General features: G+C 70.3%; 12 protein-coding genes. 6 read left to right on the forward strand and 6 right to left on the reverse strand.

The window, feature by feature from the left end:
• Window positions 1–67: 67 nt before the first annotated feature.
• From OG729_RS25470 to OG729_RS25480, 3 genes are all read right to left on the reverse strand, one after another.
• Window positions 68–2263 carry a heavy metal translocating P-type ATPase gene (locus tag OG729_RS25470; RefSeq protein ID WP_405811280.1) on the reverse strand — a complete coding sequence of 732 codons (2196 nt, stop codon included), beginning with the start codon at window positions 2261–2263 and terminating at the stop codon, window positions 68–70.
• Window positions 2264–2427: 164 nt separating this feature from the next.
• Window positions 2428–2736, reverse strand: coding sequence for a heavy-metal-associated domain-containing protein (locus OG729_RS25475; RefSeq protein ID WP_405808213.1), 309 nt, complete (start codon window positions 2734–2736; stop codon window positions 2428–2430).
• A gap of 175 nt (window positions 2737–2911) precedes the next feature.
• Window positions 2912–3502, reverse strand: coding sequence for a TetR/AcrR family transcriptional regulator (locus OG729_RS25480; protein ID WP_405811282.1), 591 nt, complete (start codon window positions 3500–3502; stop codon window positions 2912–2914).
• A gap of 345 nt (window positions 3503–3847) precedes the next feature.
• Between OG729_RS25480 and OG729_RS25485 the strand changes: the two genes are divergently transcribed.
• A complete protein-coding gene (locus OG729_RS25485) occupies window positions 3848–6286 on the forward strand; it encodes an MMPL family transporter (protein WP_405808214.1) in 2439 nt (812 codons plus the stop codon).
• 7 nt (window positions 6287–6293) lie between these two features.
• Here the strand turns inward: OG729_RS25485 and OG729_RS25490 are convergent, their stop codons facing one another.
• Window positions 6294–6494, reverse strand: a complete 201-nt coding sequence (locus tag OG729_RS25490) for a MerR family transcriptional regulator (protein ID WP_360875911.1) — start codon at window positions 6492–6494, stop codon at window positions 6294–6296.
• Window positions 6495–6709: 215 nt separating this feature from the next.
• The gene (locus OG729_RS25495) at window positions 6710–7621 is read right to left on the reverse strand and encodes a sugar phosphate isomerase/epimerase family protein (protein ID WP_405808215.1); all 912 of its coding nucleotides are present in this window, start codon (window positions 7619–7621) and stop codon (window positions 6710–6712) included.
• Window positions 7622–7750: 129 nt separating this feature from the next.
• Here OG729_RS25495 and iolC point away from each other — a divergent pair, with 129 nt between their 5' ends.
• The 5 genes from iolC to mmsA are packed head-to-tail and all read left to right on the forward strand — an operon-like array spanning window position 7751 to window position 14138.
• Complete coding sequence (gene iolC / locus OG729_RS25500; RefSeq protein ID WP_405808216.1) at window positions 7751–8836, forward strand: 5-dehydro-2-deoxygluconokinase; 1086 nt, start codon at window positions 7751–7753, stop codon at window positions 8834–8836.
• Window positions 8833–9717: a deoxyribose-phosphate aldolase gene (locus OG729_RS25505; RefSeq protein WP_360875917.1), complete on the forward strand. Its 885-nt coding sequence runs from the start codon at window positions 8833–8835 to the stop codon at window positions 9715–9717. The genes iolC and OG729_RS25505 overlap by 4 nt, the downstream gene beginning before the upstream one ends.
• A 16-nt stretch (window positions 9718–9733) precedes the next feature.
• Window positions 9734–10750 (forward strand): 5-deoxy-glucuronate isomerase, encoded by a 1017-nt coding sequence (iolB, locus tag OG729_RS25510; protein ID WP_405808217.1) that lies wholly within the window; start codon window positions 9734–9736, stop codon window positions 10748–10750.
• A complete protein-coding gene (gene iolD / locus OG729_RS25515; RefSeq protein ID WP_405808218.1) occupies window positions 10747–12627 on the forward strand; it encodes a 3D-(3,5/4)-trihydroxycyclohexane-1,2-dione acylhydrolase (decyclizing) in 1881 nt (626 codons plus the stop codon). Before iolB ends, iolD begins: the two co-directional genes overlap by 4 nt.
• An 11-nt stretch (window positions 12628–12638) precedes the next feature.
• A complete protein-coding gene (gene mmsA, locus OG729_RS25520) occupies window positions 12639–14138 on the forward strand; it encodes a CoA-acylating methylmalonate-semialdehyde dehydrogenase (protein WP_405808219.1) in 1500 nt (499 codons plus the stop codon).
• 55 nt (window positions 14139–14193) lie between these two features.
• On the opposite strand, the gene OG729_RS25525 is transcribed toward mmsA, so the two are convergent.
• On the reverse strand, window positions 14194–14343 hold the full coding sequence (locus OG729_RS25525) for a hypothetical protein (protein ID WP_405808220.1): 150 nt from the start codon (window positions 14341–14343) through the stop codon (window positions 14194–14196).
• Window positions 14344–14792 lie beyond the last annotated feature (449 nt).

A 14792-nucleotide genomic window follows, 5' to 3' on the forward strand; every position in this document is an offset into this window, starting at 1 on the left:
CTCAATGGTTACCCCTAAATATCTGTGATCTAGGTCTCCTTGTGAAGGTCTTGTGACCCATCTGTAGTCACGAGAAGGAGCGCAGCCGCAGGCTGTTAGTCACCACAAATACGGACGAAAAGGCCATGGTAAATCCGGCGATCATGGGGTTGAGCAGGCCAGATGCCGCGAGCGGCAGTGCGGCAATGTTGTAGCCGAAAGCCCAGTAAAGATTCCCTTTGATGGTGGCCAGAGTCCGACGGGCGAGACGGATCGCGTCGGCGGCGACCCTCAGGTCTCCGCGTACGAGGGTGAGGTCCCCGGCTTCGATGGCGGCATCCGTGCCGGTGCCCATCGCCAGGCCCAGATCCGCGGTGGCGAGCGCGGCCGCGTCGTTGACCCCGTCGCCGACCATCGCGACGCTGCGGCCCTGCGCCCGGAGGCGCCTGACCACGGCCACCTTCTCCTCGGGCGTGACCTCGGCGTACACCTCGTCGATGCCGACCTCGGCCGCGACCGATTCGGCCACTGCCCTGCCGTCTCCGGTCAGCAGCACCGGAGTGAGGCCGAGGGCCCGCAGCCGCTCCACCGCCTCGGCGCTGGTCCCCTTGACGGTGTCGGCGACGGTCAGCACGCCGAGCGCCTTGCCGTCCCGGGCGACGAAGACGGCCGTACGCCCATCGGCGGCCATGAGGGCCGGGGGGAGCTCCACGCCCGCGTCCTGAAGCAGCCGGGCGCGCCCGACGAGTACCTTCTGTCCGTCGACAACGCCCCGTACGCCGAGCCCTGGGATGTTCTCGAAGGCCGTCGGCACGGGCAGCGGGCCGACCCGTTCCTCGGCCTCCGCGGCGACGGCGCGGGCGATGGGGTGCTCCGAGGCGTGCTCCAATGCGCCCGCGAAGCGGAGCAGTTCATCCTCATCGGCGGTTTCGCAGGCGTACGCCCGCTGAAGGTGCATCCGGCCGGTGGTGACCGTCCCGGTCTTGTCCAGGACGACGGTGTCGACCCTGCGGGTGGACTCCAGCACCTCGGGCCCCTTGATCAGGATGCCGAGCTGGGCGCCCCGCCCGGTGCCGACCATGAGGGCGGTCGGGGTCGCCAGGCCCAGCGCGCAGGGGCAGGCGATGATCAATACGGCCACGGCGGAGGTGAAGGCCGCGGTGGCGTCGCCGGTGGCCAGCAGCCAGCCGGCCAGCGTGCCGAGGGCGATCAGGAGGACGACGGGTACGAAGACGGCCGAGATCCGGTCGGCGAGGCGCTGCACCTCCGCCTTGCCGTTCTGGGCGTCCTCGACCAGCCGGGCCATCCGGGCGAGCTGGGTGTCCGCACCGATCCTGGTGGCCTTGACGACGAGCCGGCCTGCTGCGTTGACGCAGCCGCCGGTGACCGGGTCGCCCGCGGCCACATCGACCGGCACGGACTCGCCGGTGAGCATCGAGGCGTCGACGGCCGAGGTGCCTTCGACGACTGTGCCGTCGGTGGCGATCTTCTCCCCGGGGCGTACGACGAAGCGGTCGTCGACCGCGAGCCGGCCGACCGGTATCCGTATCTCGGTATTGCCTCTGAGGACCGTGACGTCCTTCGCGCCCAGCTCCATCAGGGCACGCAGGGCCGCGCCCGCCTTGCGCTTGGAGCGGGCCTCCAGATAGCGGCCGAGGAGGATGAACGTGGTCACGCCCGCGGCGACTTCGAGATAGATCGTCGAAGCGCCGTCGGTTCGGGAGATGGTCAGATCGAAGCCGTGGCGCATGCCGGGCATCCCTGCGTCGCCGAGGAACAGCGCCCAGAGCGACCAGCCGAAGGCGGCGAGCGTGCCGACCGAGACGAGGGTGTCCATGGTGGCCGCACCGTGCCGGAGGTTGGCCCAGGCGGCCCGGTGGAAGGGGAGCGCTCCCCAGACGGCGACGGGGGCGGCGAGGGCGAGCGAGAGCCACTGCCAGTTGTCGAACTGCAGGGCCGGGATCATCGCCATGAGGACGACGGGCGCGGCGAGTACGGCGGAGACGGTGAGGCGTTGGCGCAGGGCGGCCGACTCGGGGTCGGGGTGTGCGGCGGCGGCCGTACCGGAGGCAGTGGCGGGCTCGGGTGCGGGTGCGGGTTCGGGCCGCGGGGGCTGCTCGGCCGTGTAGCCGGTCTTCACGACGGTGGCTATGAGGTCGGAGACCTCCAGCCCGGGCGGGTAGGAGATCTTCGCCTTCTCGGTCGCGTAGTTGACCGTGGCGCTGACGCCGTCCATGCGGTTGAGCTTCTTCTCCACGCGAGCGGCACAGGAGGCGCAGGTCATCCCGCCGATGGTGAGCTCGACCTGAGTGGTTTCCACGTTCGGGACTCCAAAAACGGGGGCCGGGCCGTACCCGGTCAGTATCGGACTGGTCGGGTACGGCCCGGCTGCGGGCTGTGCGGGAGCGGGTCGGCGATCAGGCGCTCAAACGCTCGGGACTCGGGCGCTCAGGCCTGGCCGACCAGCTCGTATCCGGCCTCGTCGACGGCCTCGCGTACGGCGGTCTCGTCGAGCGGAGCCTCGGAGACAACCGTCACCCGGCCGGTCGCGGCGACCGCCGTCACCGAAGTGACGCCCGGAAGCTCGGAGAGCTCGCTGGAGATCGCGCCTTCGCAGTGGCCGCAGGTCATACCGGTGACCTGGTAGACGGCGGTGACGCCGCCGATCTGCACGTCGGCCGCGGCGGTGCCACAGGCACCGCCGCCGCAGCAGCCGGAGGTGGGAGCCGTCTGAGGGGTCTCGGTCTCGGCCGTCATGTCGTTCTCCTCGCAGCGCTTACAAGAGGTGCACTCATGGTGTAGCAGAGGTCTCGGTGACTCCCGGTACCCTCCAACACTCACCATACTATACCCCTAGGGGGTATCAAGCGAATGTCGATGGTGGCGCTCAGGCTGCTGGCGGGGAGGAGTGAGGCGCTGCCGGAGGAGCGGGTCAGCCGGACGGAGGCGTGGTGAGCACGGCCTTGCCGACCACCGGGTCGAGGTAGCGGAACATGACCCGCTTCAACTCGGCGATGTAGGCGTCCCGTTCCGCGTCCTCATGGGCGAGTACGAGGTCAAGGCCGGCCTTGAAGAGGGCGAAGGTCATGTCCGCCGTACGGCTGCGCTCGGCGGCCGGCATGTCCGGCAGATAGTGGGCCAGCAGCTCCTCGACCCGGGACAGCAGGGAGGCGTGCAGGGCGTCGTGCTCCTCTGCGATGCGGCCGGGGACGTCGGAGCCGTGCATCAGGGCGAAGAAGACCGGGTTCTCGCAGTTGAACTGGATCATCGGATCGAGAACGGCGTCCAGCATCTGGTCGAGGGGGAGGGCGAGGTTGGCCGGGGTGAAGGCCTGGCCGTGGGCCTCGCGCATCTCGTGCATCAGGCGCTCGCCGAGCTCGACGGCGATGGCCTCCTTGTTCGGGAAGAACTGGTAGAGCGTGCCGGGGGAGACGCTCGCCTCGCGGGCGATGGCGTTGGTGCTGGCGGCGGTGTAGCCGGAAGAGCAGAAGACGTTTGCGGCGGCCTGGAGGAGCTGGGCGATCCGGCGCTCTCCACGGGCCTGACGGCGCCGCGGCCTGGCGGCGGGCGCGGTGGCCTCGGCGGTCCGCGGGGTCGCGGCGGGCTCGGCGGGCTCGGCGGGCTTGGGGGTGGCGGTGGGCTCGGGCGTCGCGGCCCGCGTGGGCGCGGGCGTCCTGGGCTCGACCTTCGCGGGCTCCGGCACGTGAAATCCCCAGCCTTCCTGGAGTGGTTGACAAACGCGAGTGGTCGCTCGCATTCTTGGTCAATGCGAGTGACAGCTCGTGTTTGCCAGTCTATTGGCAATGGTCGGTTCTTGCTGCCTGCCGGGAAGCCTGCGCTTGAGCCACGGTGAAGGGGACACTGCACCATGTCCGAAGTCAACAGCCCACCGCCGGTCGGGGGATGGACCCGCTTCGTCACCGCGCGGCCGCGGCTCTCGCTGCTGGCCGCGCTGGTGCTCACCGCACTCGCCGTGTTCGCCGGAAGCGGGGTCGCCGAGCGCATGGGCAGCGGCGGCTGGCAGGACCCGGCCGCCGAGTCGACGTACGCGACAGAGGCGCTGGAGCGGGAGTTCCCGGCCTCCCAGCCGAATCTGCTGCTGCTCGTGGACAGTGGGCGGGCGAGCGTGGACGACCCGGCCGTCGCCGCCGAGGGGCGGCGGCTCGGGGAGCGGCTCGCTGCCGAGAAGGACGTCACGGGCGTCGGCTCGTACTGGGGGACCCGCTCACCCGCGCTGCGCGCCGGCGACGGGCATCAGGCGCTGATCGCGGCCCGGATCGAGGGCGACGAGAAAGCCACCTCCGAGGTGCTGGAACGGATAGCGCCGGACTTCCGGGGGGCGCACGGCCCGGTGCAGGTCTCGATCGGCGGCCCCGTCGCCCTGCAGCACGAGATGACCGTGACCATCCAGGAGGACCTGCTGCGGGCCGAGCTGATCGCCCTGCCGGTGACGCTGGTGCTGCTGGTCATGGTCTTCGGCAGCGCGATCGCCGCACTGCTCCCGCTGGGCGTCGGCATCGTCGCCATCCTGGGGACGAACGCCGTCCTGCGCGGCATCACAGAGTTCGCCGAAGTCTCGGTCTTCGCACAGAACCTCACCACGGCTCTGGGCCTCGGACTCGCCATTGACTACGCCCTGTTCATCGTGCGCCGATTCCGCGAGGAGCTGGCCGCCGGGGCCGAGGTGCGGGAGGCGATCGGCATCACCCTGCGCACCGCGGGCCGCACGGTTCTGTTCTCCGCGCTGACCGTGGCCGTGTCGCTGGCCGCGATGCTGGTCTTCCCGCAGTACTTCCTGCGGTCCTTCGCCTACGCCGGGATCGCGGTGGTGCTTCTGGCGGCGGGGGCCGCGCTGGTTCTTCTCCCGGCCGCCCTGATGTTGCTTGGACACCGGGTCAATGCGCTGGATCTGCGCCGCCTGTTCAAGCGGAGCCGGCGCGACGGCACATCGTCCGACGAGGCTGGGGCGGACAAGGCGCCGGCCGAGGACCAGAAAGCGGCCGCGGACCGGCGAGCGGCTGCGGACCAGGAGGCGGCCGGAGCCGGGTGGGCACGGGTCGCCGGGCTGGTGATGCGCCGGGCTCCGCTGTTCGCGTTCGCCACCGTGGCCGGTCTTGTGCTGCTCGGACTGCCCTTCCTGGGCGTGAAGTTCGGTACCCCCGACGACCGCCAGCTGCCGTCGACCTCCGAGGTCCATGTGGTTCAGCAGCAGATACGGGACGGCTTCCCCGGCAGCCCAGCCGGCGGCCTCGAAGTCTTCGCCGAGGACACCGGTTCCGGCTCCGCGACGACCCCCGCCGAGTACGCCGCGTACCGCGGCAAGATCGCCGCCCTCCCGGGTGTGCTGCGGGTGGACGGGCCCGTCACCTCGGGCGGAACCGCCTACCTCACGGTGCAGCCCAAGGGCGAGGCGGTGGGCGAGGAGGCCCAGAAGCTCGTGCATGAACTGCGCGACGTACCGGCCCCGTTCGAGACCTCGGTGACCGGCCGGGCCGCGGTGCTGGAGGACTCCAAGGCCGCCATAGCCGACCGGCTGCCACTGGCGCTGGGGATCATCGCCATAGTGACACTGCTGCTGGTCTTCCTGCTCACCGGCAGTGTGCTCATCCCCGTCCAGGCGGTCGTGCTCAACGCCCTGAGCCTGACGGCGATGTTCGGCGCGGTGGTCTGGGTCTTCCAGGACGGGCACCTCTCCGGGCTGCTCGCCTTCACCTCCACCGGAGACATCGAGACGACGCTCCCTGTGCTGATGTTCTGCATCGCCTTCGGGCTGTCCATGGACTACGGCGTCTTCCTGCTCTCCCGTATCAAGGAGGAGTACGACCGCACCCGCGACCATGAGTACGCAGTGAGGTTCGGTCTTCAGCGCACCGGCGGTCTGATCACCGCGGCGGCCGTGATCCTCGCTGTCGTGATGGTGGGCATCGGCACCTCACGGGTGACCAACACCAAGATGCTCGGCCTGGGAATCGCGCTGGCCGTGCTGATGGACGCCATGGTGGTCCGCAGTCTGCTCGTCCCCTCGGTGATGAAGCTGATGGGCGCCTCGACCTGGTGGGCGCCGGGGCCGCTGCGCCGGTTCCATCAGCGGTTCGGCCTGAGCGAGGGGGAGATACCGCAGACCGCGCCGCACCCGGATCAGGAGCCGGAACCGACGCCCGGCCTCGAGGTTGACCTCGATCCCGACACCGCGCCGGATCCCGCCGACACCGCGCCGGATCCTGGCATCGAGCCGGACCCGGAGAGCGCGCCGGATCCTGACACCGAGCAGGACCCGGACGCGGCACGGGACACGGTCAGGACGTGATTCGGCCTTACTCCCTGCGGCCGCCCCTGTTCCCAGGGCGATTGGCCACCCAGACACGGATCGTGTCCTCGTACCAGTAGGGCTTGCCGGTCTCCACATGGTCGGGCGGCGGGAGAAGGCCGTGCTTGCGGTAGGAGCGGACCGTGTCCGGCTGCACCCGGATGTGCGCGGCGATCTCTTTGTAGGACCAGAGTCTTCTGTCCGTCATGGGTGTGGCACCTCCCTGCGTGCGCAAACAGCGGCGGCCGGGGGGACCGTCGGGGGAGCTGCAGCGCAGACGCTGGCGATCACTGAGCCTGTGCCCGTTGAACGAATGCGCTGAGGTGGAGGGGCGGGCTGTTGATCGGCTGTGACAGAAGACCCGCGTAATGGAGACATGCGTGACGAGGAGAGGACAACCACGACGGAGCCGGCCCGTTCGCGTCACGCGCCGCAAGAGCGCAGGAAACGGCGGGTTCGCTGGGCGATCGGGAAGGGTTTGTCGGGCGGGCAGGGGTACATGTCCTGCTCGACGATGGCGAAGAGTTCGACGTCCAGCGCCTGCGCCGCCGCCAGTACGGGCTCCAGTGCGGGCACCCCGGCAGGCGGCTCGCACATCACGCCCCTGCCGACGGCCGGCCCGAACGGCACCTCGTCAGCGACCACTTCGGCGAGGATCTCCGGGTCCACCTGCTTGAGGTGGAGGTAGCCGATCCGCTCCCCGTACGTCTCGATCAGCTTGACGCTGTCGCCGCCGCAGTAGGCGTAGTGCCCGGTGTCCAGACAGAGCGAGACCAGTTCGGGGTCCGTGGCGTCGAGGAACCGGCTGACGTTCTCCTCGCTGTCGATATGGGTGTCCGCATGCGGGTGGACGACGATCTTCAGTCCGTACCGCTCACGCACCTCGCGGCCCAGCCGTTCGGTCTGGCTCGTGAGATCGCGCCATTGTGCGGGGGTCAGGGTGCGGTCCTCCAGAACCTGCCCGGTCTTGTCGTCACGCCAGAAGGAGGGGATGACGACGAGATGCTCCGCGCCCATGGCCTGCGTGAGCGCCGCGATGTCGGAGACATGTGCCCAGGTCTTCTCCCAAACGGCCGGTCCATGGTGCAGTCCGGTGAAGACCGTGCCGGCCGAGACCTTGAGCCCCCGCCGGGCCGTCTCCTCGGTGAGACGGGCGGAATCGCTCGGGAGATAGCCGTGGGGGCCGAGTTCGATCCACTCGTAGCCGGCCTGGGCGACCTCGTCGAGGAAGCGCTGCCAGGGGACCTGCTGGGGGTCGTCGGGGAACCACACCCCCCAGGAGTCGGGGGCCGAGCCGACCCGGATGCGGTTCAGGGAGGGGACGGTGGAGGTCATGCCGAGCAGCTTTCCGGCCGCCGGAGAAGGGTGTCAAGGCTTCGTCCGAATGTAAGGACAAAATGTTGACAGGGTTCATGGAGGACCACTAGACCTGAGCACAGCCGGCGTCGAACCGAAGGGACGCGCATGCCTCAGCCGTACGACGTGATCACGATGGGCCGGATCGGGGTGGACCTCTATCCGCTGCGGACCGGGGTCCCGTTGGCGCAGGTCGACACGTTCGGGAAGTTCCTCGGCGGCTCGGCCACGAACGTCGCGGTCGGTGCTGCCCGGCTCGGCCGGCGGACGGCGGTGATCACCCGCACCGGCCAGGACGCCTTCGGGGAGTATCTCCACCAGGCGCTGAGGGAGTTCGGGGTCGACGACCGCTGGGTGACGCCGGTGGCCGCCTACCCGACCCCGGTCACCTTCTGCGAGATCTTCCCGCCGGACAATTTCCCGCTCTACTTCTACCGGCAGCCGAAGGCCCCCGACCTGGACATCCATGACCATGAGCTGGACCTGGAGGAGATCCGGGCGGCGCGTGTGTTCTGGATGACCGGGACCGGGCTGTGCGCCGAGCCGAGCCGTACGGCGACGCTCACGGCGCTTGCCCACCGGGACCGCTCCGGCACGACCGTCTTCGACCTCGACTGGCGGCCGATGTTCTGGACGGACCCGGACGAGGCGCGGCCGTACTACGCCGAGGCGCTGGCGCACGCGACGGTCGCCGTCGGCAATCTCGAGGAGTGCGAGATCGCCACCGGTGAGCGCGAGCCGCATGCGGCGGCGCGTGCGCTCCTCGCCGCCGGGGTCGAACTCGCCGTCGTCAAGCAGGGGCCCAAAGGCGTTCTCGCCGTCCACCGGGACGGCACGCAGGCGGAGGTCCCGCCCGTCCCCGTCGATGTGGTCAACGGTCTCGGCGCGGGCGACGCGTTCGGCGGGGCGCTCTGCCACGGTCTGCTCTCCGGCTGGGAGTTGGAGCGCATCATGCGGTACGCCAACGCTGCCGGGGCCATCGTCGCGGCCCGCCTCGCCTGCTCCACGGCGATGCCGTACGCGGCCGAGGTCGACCAGGTCCTCTCCGGCGCCCCGGTCCCGCCCTCCCCGACCCTGCCGCCGGGCGACGGGCCCGCCCACCACTCGACCCCGCCGCCGGGCGACGGGCCCGCCCACCACTCGACCCCGCCGACACCCCCGCCGGCCCCAGTCCCGCCAGGAGCCGCGTCGTGAGCCGCGTCGACATTGCCGAGCTCGTCGGGATCCGCACCCGCCACCCCGAGGCCGTCGCCGAGGCCGCCACCCGACGGCGCAGGCGGCCCCGGCTCATCGGCGACAGCGGGCGCCTGATGATCATCGCCGCCGACCACCCGGCCCGCGGCGCCCTCGGCGTCGGCGACCGCCCCTTCGCCATGGCCAACCGCCTCGACCTGCTCGAACGGCTCTGCCTGGCCCTCTCCCGCCCCGGCGTCGACGGTGTACTCGCCACCGCCGACATCCTGGACGACCTGCTCCTCCTCGGCGCCCTCGACGACAAGGTCGTCATGGGTTCGATGAACCGCGGCGGCCTCGCGGGCGCCACCTTCGAGCTGGACGACCGCTTCACCGGCCACCGCGCCCAGGACCTGGACCGGCTCGGCTTCGACGCGGGCAAACTGCTGCTCCGCATCGACTACCAGGACCCGGGCTCCCTCGACACACTGCAAGCGACCGCCCGCGCCGTCGACGAGATGGCGGAGCGTCAGCTTCCCGTCTTCATCGAGCCGTTCATATGTCACCGGATCGACGGACAGCTCCGAAACGATCTCAGCGCCGAAGCAGTCACCCGGTCGATCGCCATCGCGTCCGGGCTTGCCGGTACCTCCGCGTACACCTGGCTGAAGGTCCCCGTCACCGACGACCCCGACGACATGGCGGCCGTGATGGAGACCACGACGTTGCCCTCGGTCCTCCTCGGGGGCGAGGTCGGCGACGACCAGGACGGCGCATACGAGAAATGGCGTGGTGCGCTGCAACTGCCCACCGTCCAGGGACTGGTGGTAGGACGCTCGCTGCTCTATCCGGTCGACGGGGACGTTTCCGGGGCGGTCGATACGGCCGTAGGACTGCTGTAGGGGGTACGGAGAAGTCATGAGCGACCACGACGACAAGGGCCGGTACCTGCCGGCAGGCAGTGCGGCCGAGGGGCCCTACGCCCTCCGGATCGACCCCGAGCAGGCCGGCTGGGGTTACTCCAGCCTGCGTGTGCTGGAGCTGGCGCCGGGCGCCTCGCACTCCTTCGCCGCCGGGGACAGCGAGTGGATCGTGCTGCCGCTCAGCGGTGGCTGCACGGTGCACACGCAAGGCGAGTTTTTTGAACTGCAGGGCAGGGAAAGCGTGTTCAGCGGAGTCACGGACTTCGCCTACGTACCCCGCGATGCCCATGCACAGATTGCCTCCGGCGCGGGAGGCCGCTTCGCCCTGGCAGGAGCGAAGTGCGAGCGACGACTCCCCGCTCGCTACGGCCCCGCGCCGGAGGTGCCCGTCGAGCTGCGCGGCTCGGGCAGCTGCTCGCGACAGGTCAACAACTTCGCGGCAGCGGACACCTTCGACTGCGACAAGCTGATCGCGGTCGAGGTGCTCACCCCCGGCGGCAACTGGTCCTCGTACCCGCCGCACAAGCACGACGAGCACCGCCCCGGCGTCGAGTCCGAGCTCGAAGAGATCTACTACTTCGAGATCGACCGCGGCGGCATCGGCTACCACCGGGTCTCCCCCTCCCGGCCCGGCGGTACGGACGTCCTCGCCGAGGTCCGAACCGGCGACGCCGTCCTCATCCCCGACGGCTGGCACGGCCCGTCCATCGCCCCGCCCGGCCGCGACATGTACTACCTCAATGTCATGGCGGGCCCGGGCGCGACCCGTGAGTGGCTGATCTGCGACCACCCGGAGCACGGCTGGATCCGCGACACCTGGCCGACGCAGTCCGTCGACCCCCGACTGCCCCTGTACGAAGCCGAAGGCGCAACCCAAGCCGTGACGGAAGCCGAAGACGCAACCCAAGCCGCCAGGGAAGCCGAAGACGCAACCCAAGCCGCCAGGGAAGCCGAAGACGCAACCCAAGCCGCAACCGAAATCGAAGCCGAAACCGAGGAAGGCCCCCGATGAGCAGTACGCGCCGACTCACCGTCGCCCAGGCCCTCGTCGCCTTCCTCGCCCGCCAGTACACCGAGCGCGACGGCCACCGCCACCGCCTGGTCAACGCCACCTGGGGCATCTTCGGACACGGCAATGTGGCCGGAATCGGCCAGGCACTCCTCGAGTCCGCCACGGACATGCCGTACATCCAGGGCCGCAACGAACAGGCCATGGTGCACGCCGCCGTCGGCTACGCCCGCCAGTCCCGCCGCCTCTCCGCCCACGCCGTCACCACCTCCATCGGCCCCGGCGCCACCAACCTCGTCACGGGCGCGGCCCTCGCCACCATCAACCGGCTGCCCGTGCTCCTGCTGCCCGGCGACGTGTTCGCGACCCGCCCCGCCGATCCGGTTCTCCAGCAGCTCGAAGTCCCGTACGCGGGCGATGTGTCGGTCAATGACGCGCTGCGCCCGGTCTCCCGGTACTTCGACCGCATCGCCCGCCCCGAGGCACTGATCCCGGCGGCGCTGCAGGCGATGCGCGTCCTCGCCGACCCCGCCGAGACCGGCGCGGTCACGCTCGCGCTGCCGCAGGACGTACAGGCCGAGGCCTACGACTGGCCGAAGGAGTTCTTCGCCGAGCGTGTCTGGCACGTACGCCGTCCCCGGCCCGACCAGGACGCTCTCGACGCAGCCTGCCGTGCCCTGACCACCGCCCGACGGCCGCTGATCGTCGCCGGCGGCGGAGTCCACCACAGTGAGGCCGAGGACGCACTGCGCGCCTTCGCCGAGGCGACCGGCATCCCGGTCGCCTCCACCCAGGCGGGCAAGGGCTCGCTGCCGTACGACCACCCCTGCGACGTCGGTGGCATCGGCCACACCGGCACCGCGACGGCCGACGAGCTGGCCCGTACTGCCGATCTGGTGATCGGCGTCGGCACGCGCTGGTCCGACTTCACCACCGCATCCGCGACCCTCTTCCAGAACCCCGCGGTCCGGTTCCTGAACATCAACATCACCGGTTTCGACGCCCACAAGATGGCCGGGCTCTCGCTGGTCGCGGACGCCCGCGCCGCTCTGGACGACCTCGCGGGCGCGCTGGGCACGCGCCGCCGGGTCGAGCCCGCGTACGAGACGGAGTACGGCGACGACAAGGAGCGCTGGGAGTACCGCGTAGATGCCGCCTACGAGGCCGAGGACCCGGACACCCGCCCCACCCAGCCCCAGGTGCTCGGCGTTCTGGACGCGCTCGTGACCGGGGACGACATCGTGATCAACGCCGCGGGCTCGCTGCCCGGTGATCTGCACAAGCTGTGGCGCGCCCGCAGCGCCGACCAGTACCACGTCGAGTACGGCTACTCCTGCATGGGATACGAGATCCCCGCGGCCATCGGCGTCGGGATGGCCGCGCCGGGCCGCCCCGTCTGGGCGCTCGTCGGCGACGGCACGTATCTGATGAATCCCACCGAGATCGTCACCGCTGTCCAGGAGAACGTCCCCATCAAGGTGGTCATCCTGCAGAACCACGGGTACGCCTCCATCGGAGGCCTTTCCGAGTCCGTGGGCGGCGAGCGCTTCGGCACCGCCTACCGCCACCGGGCCGGCGACGGCACATACACCGGCGCGCCGCTCCCCGTCGATCTGGCCGCCAACGCGGCCGCGCTCGGGCTGCGCGTGATCCGCGCCAAGACGGTGCGTGACCTGCGTGAAGCGCTCGCCGAGGCGCGTGAGGCGACCGTTCCCACAGGTGTCTACGTCGAGACCGAAACGGCAGACACTGTGTCGGGCGCGCCCCCCGCACAGGCGTGGTGGGATGTTCCAGTGGCCGAGACCGCGACCCGCCCGTCGGCGGTCAAGGCTCGGGAGGAGTACGACCGGCAAGTCGCAGCCCGACGCCGCCATCTCTGAAGGAGCACGAAATGAAGACCGTCAACCACTGGATCGGTGGCAAGACCGTCGAGGGCGCGTCCGGCAACTGGGGCCCGGTCACCGACCCGGCGACCGGCGCCGTCACCACTCAGGTCGCGCTGGCTTCGGCGGAGGAGGTCGACACGGCCGTCACGGCGGCGAAGGAGGCCTACGCCACCTGGGGAACGTCCTCGCTCGCGCAGCGCACCTCGATCCTCTTCCGCTACCGCGCACTGCTGGACGCCAACCGGGACTCGATCGCCGAGCTGATCACCGCCGAGCACGGCAAGGTGCACTCCGACGCGCTCGGCGAGGTCGCCCGCGGTCTGGAGATCGTGGAGCTCGCCTGCGGCATCACCACCCAGCTCAAGGGCGAGCTGTCCACCCAGGTCTCCAACCGGGTCGATGTCTCCTCGATCCGCCAGCCGCTCGGCGTGGTCGCGGGCATCACGCCGTTCAACTTCCCGGCGATGGTCCCGATGTGGATGTTCCCGCTGGCGATCGCGTGCGGAAACACCTTCGTACTGAAGCCGAGTGAGAAGGACCCGTCCGCGGCGAACCTGCTGGCGGAGCTGGCCGCCGAGGCGGGCCTGCCCGACGGCGTGCTCAATGTCGTGCACGGCGACAAGGTCGCGGTCGACGCGCTGCTCGCGCACCCGGATGTCGCCGCGGTCTCCTTCGTGGGCTCGACCCCGATCGCCCGCTACATCCACACCACCGCCTCCGCCAACGGCAAGCGCGTCCAGGCGCTCGGCGGGGCGAAGAACCACATGCTGGTCCTGCCGGACGCGGACCTGGACGCGGCGGCGGACGCGGCGGTCTCGGCGGCGTACGGCTCAGCGGGCGAGCGCTGCATGGCCATCTCTGCCGTCGTCGCGATCAGCTCCATCGCCGACGAGCTGGTGGACAAGATCCGTGAGCGCGCCGAGAAGATCAAGATCGGCCCGGGCAACGACCCGGAGTCCGAGATGGGCCCGCTGATCACCAAGGTCCACCGGGACAAGGTCGCCTCGTACGTCACTGGCGCGGCGGCCCAGGGCGCGGACGTCGTCCTGGACGGCACCGGCCACACGGTCGAGGGCTTCGAGGACGGCCACTGGATCGGCCTCTCGCTGCTGGACCGCGTCTCCACCGACTCGGACGCCTACCGCGACGAGATCTTCGGCCCGGTGCTGTGCGTGCTGCGCGCGGAGACGTACGAGGAGGGCGTGGCCCTGATCAACGCCTCGCCGTTCGGCAACGGCACGGCCGTCTTCACCCGCGACGGCGGCGCGGCCCGCCGCTTCCAGCTGGAGATCCAGGCGGGCATGGTCGGCGTCAACGTACCGATCCCGGTCCCGGTGGGCTACCACTCCTTCGGCGGCTGGAAGGACTCGCTCTTCGGCGACCACCACATCTACGGCAACGACGGCGTGCACTTCTACACCCGCGGCAAGGTCGTCACGACCCGCTGGCCGGACCCGGCCGAGGGCCACATCGGCGTGGACCTGGGCTTCCCGCGCAACCACTGACGGCACCCCGGGGCCCGGCCCGTACGGACTCCTCATCCGTACGGGCCGGGCCCGTTCAGTACGCCTCGTCCAACTCAAGGACAAGAACCCGCAGTTCACGCGCGGCACGCCGCGGCAGCGCCCGCATCGCGCCTTCGAGATTCCCCCGCGCCAGGACGGGATCCCCGGCACAACCACTCGGTGCAGCCGGGATGGCGGGGATCATAGAGCCGGTGATGCGGCTCGTACACGAAGCACCGCCACCGCCGCAGCGACTCGCCCACGGCGCCGGGCCAGAGGTAGTTGCGGGTCTCCTCGATCCGGACGATCTCGGTCAGAGTCTGCCGTGAGAGCCCGCGGATCGGATTCAGCTCGTTCTTCCGGCATCTGCGCCGCACCGCGAGCTCGGCACGCACACGCCAGGGCCGCCTACGCGGCACGACCCCCAGGGTTCTTCATCGTCATGGGCGCGATGCTACGTGTGGCCGGGCTCCTCGGTTCTGACGGGGTGGGAGACGCTGGGCATTCCAGGTAACCAGTAATTCGCATGCTCTTCCGAGCCGCAGCGGGTAGCGTCCCGTGCCACGCCTTCCGATGCGCCGCGCCCCGGTTACTTCCTGACAAAAAACCACCGGTGCCCACCCTTGATCTCGGGAGGCGCTCACTGCCGCGCAC

Source organism: Streptomyces sp. NBC_00210, assembly GCF_045160975.1.
Taxonomy (GTDB): Bacteria; Actinomycetota; Actinomycetes; order Streptomycetales; family Streptomycetaceae; genus Streptomyces.

Excerpts from the sequence above, each read along its gene's own strand:
- OG729_RS25470 (WP_405811280.1), bottom strand. The coding sequence starts at position 2,263 with ATGACCTGCGCCTCCTGTGCCGCTCGCGTGGAGAAGAAGCTCAACCGC.
- OG729_RS25475 (WP_405808213.1), bottom strand. The coding sequence starts at position 2,736 with ATGACGGCCGAGACCGAGACCCCTCAGACGGCTCCCACCTCCGGCTGC.
- OG729_RS25485 (WP_405808214.1), top strand. The coding sequence starts at position 3,848 with ATGTCCGAAGTCAACAGCCCACCGCCGGTCGGGGGATGGACCCGCTTC.
- OG729_RS25490 (WP_360875911.1), bottom strand. The coding sequence starts at position 6,494 with ATGACGGACAGAAGACTCTGGTCCTACAAAGAGATCGCCGCGCACATC.
- OG729_RS25495 (WP_405808215.1), bottom strand. The coding sequence starts at position 7,621 with ATGACCTCCACCGTCCCCTCCCTGAACCGCATCCGGGTCGGCTCGGCC.
- iolC (WP_405808216.1), top strand. The coding sequence starts at position 7,751 with ATGCCTCAGCCGTACGACGTGATCACGATGGGCCGGATCGGGGTGGAC.
- iolB (WP_405808217.1), top strand. The coding sequence starts at position 9,734 with ATGAGCGACCACGACGACAAGGGCCGGTACCTGCCGGCAGGCAGTGCG.
- iolD (WP_405808218.1), top strand. The coding sequence starts at position 10,747 with ATGAGCAGTACGCGCCGACTCACCGTCGCCCAGGCCCTCGTCGCCTTC.
- mmsA (WP_405808219.1), top strand. The coding sequence starts at position 12,639 with ATGAAGACCGTCAACCACTGGATCGGTGGCAAGACCGTCGAGGGCGCG.
- OG729_RS25525 (WP_405808220.1), bottom strand. The coding sequence starts at position 14,343 with ATGATCCCCGCCATCCCGGCTGCACCGAGTGGTTGTGCCGGGGATCCC.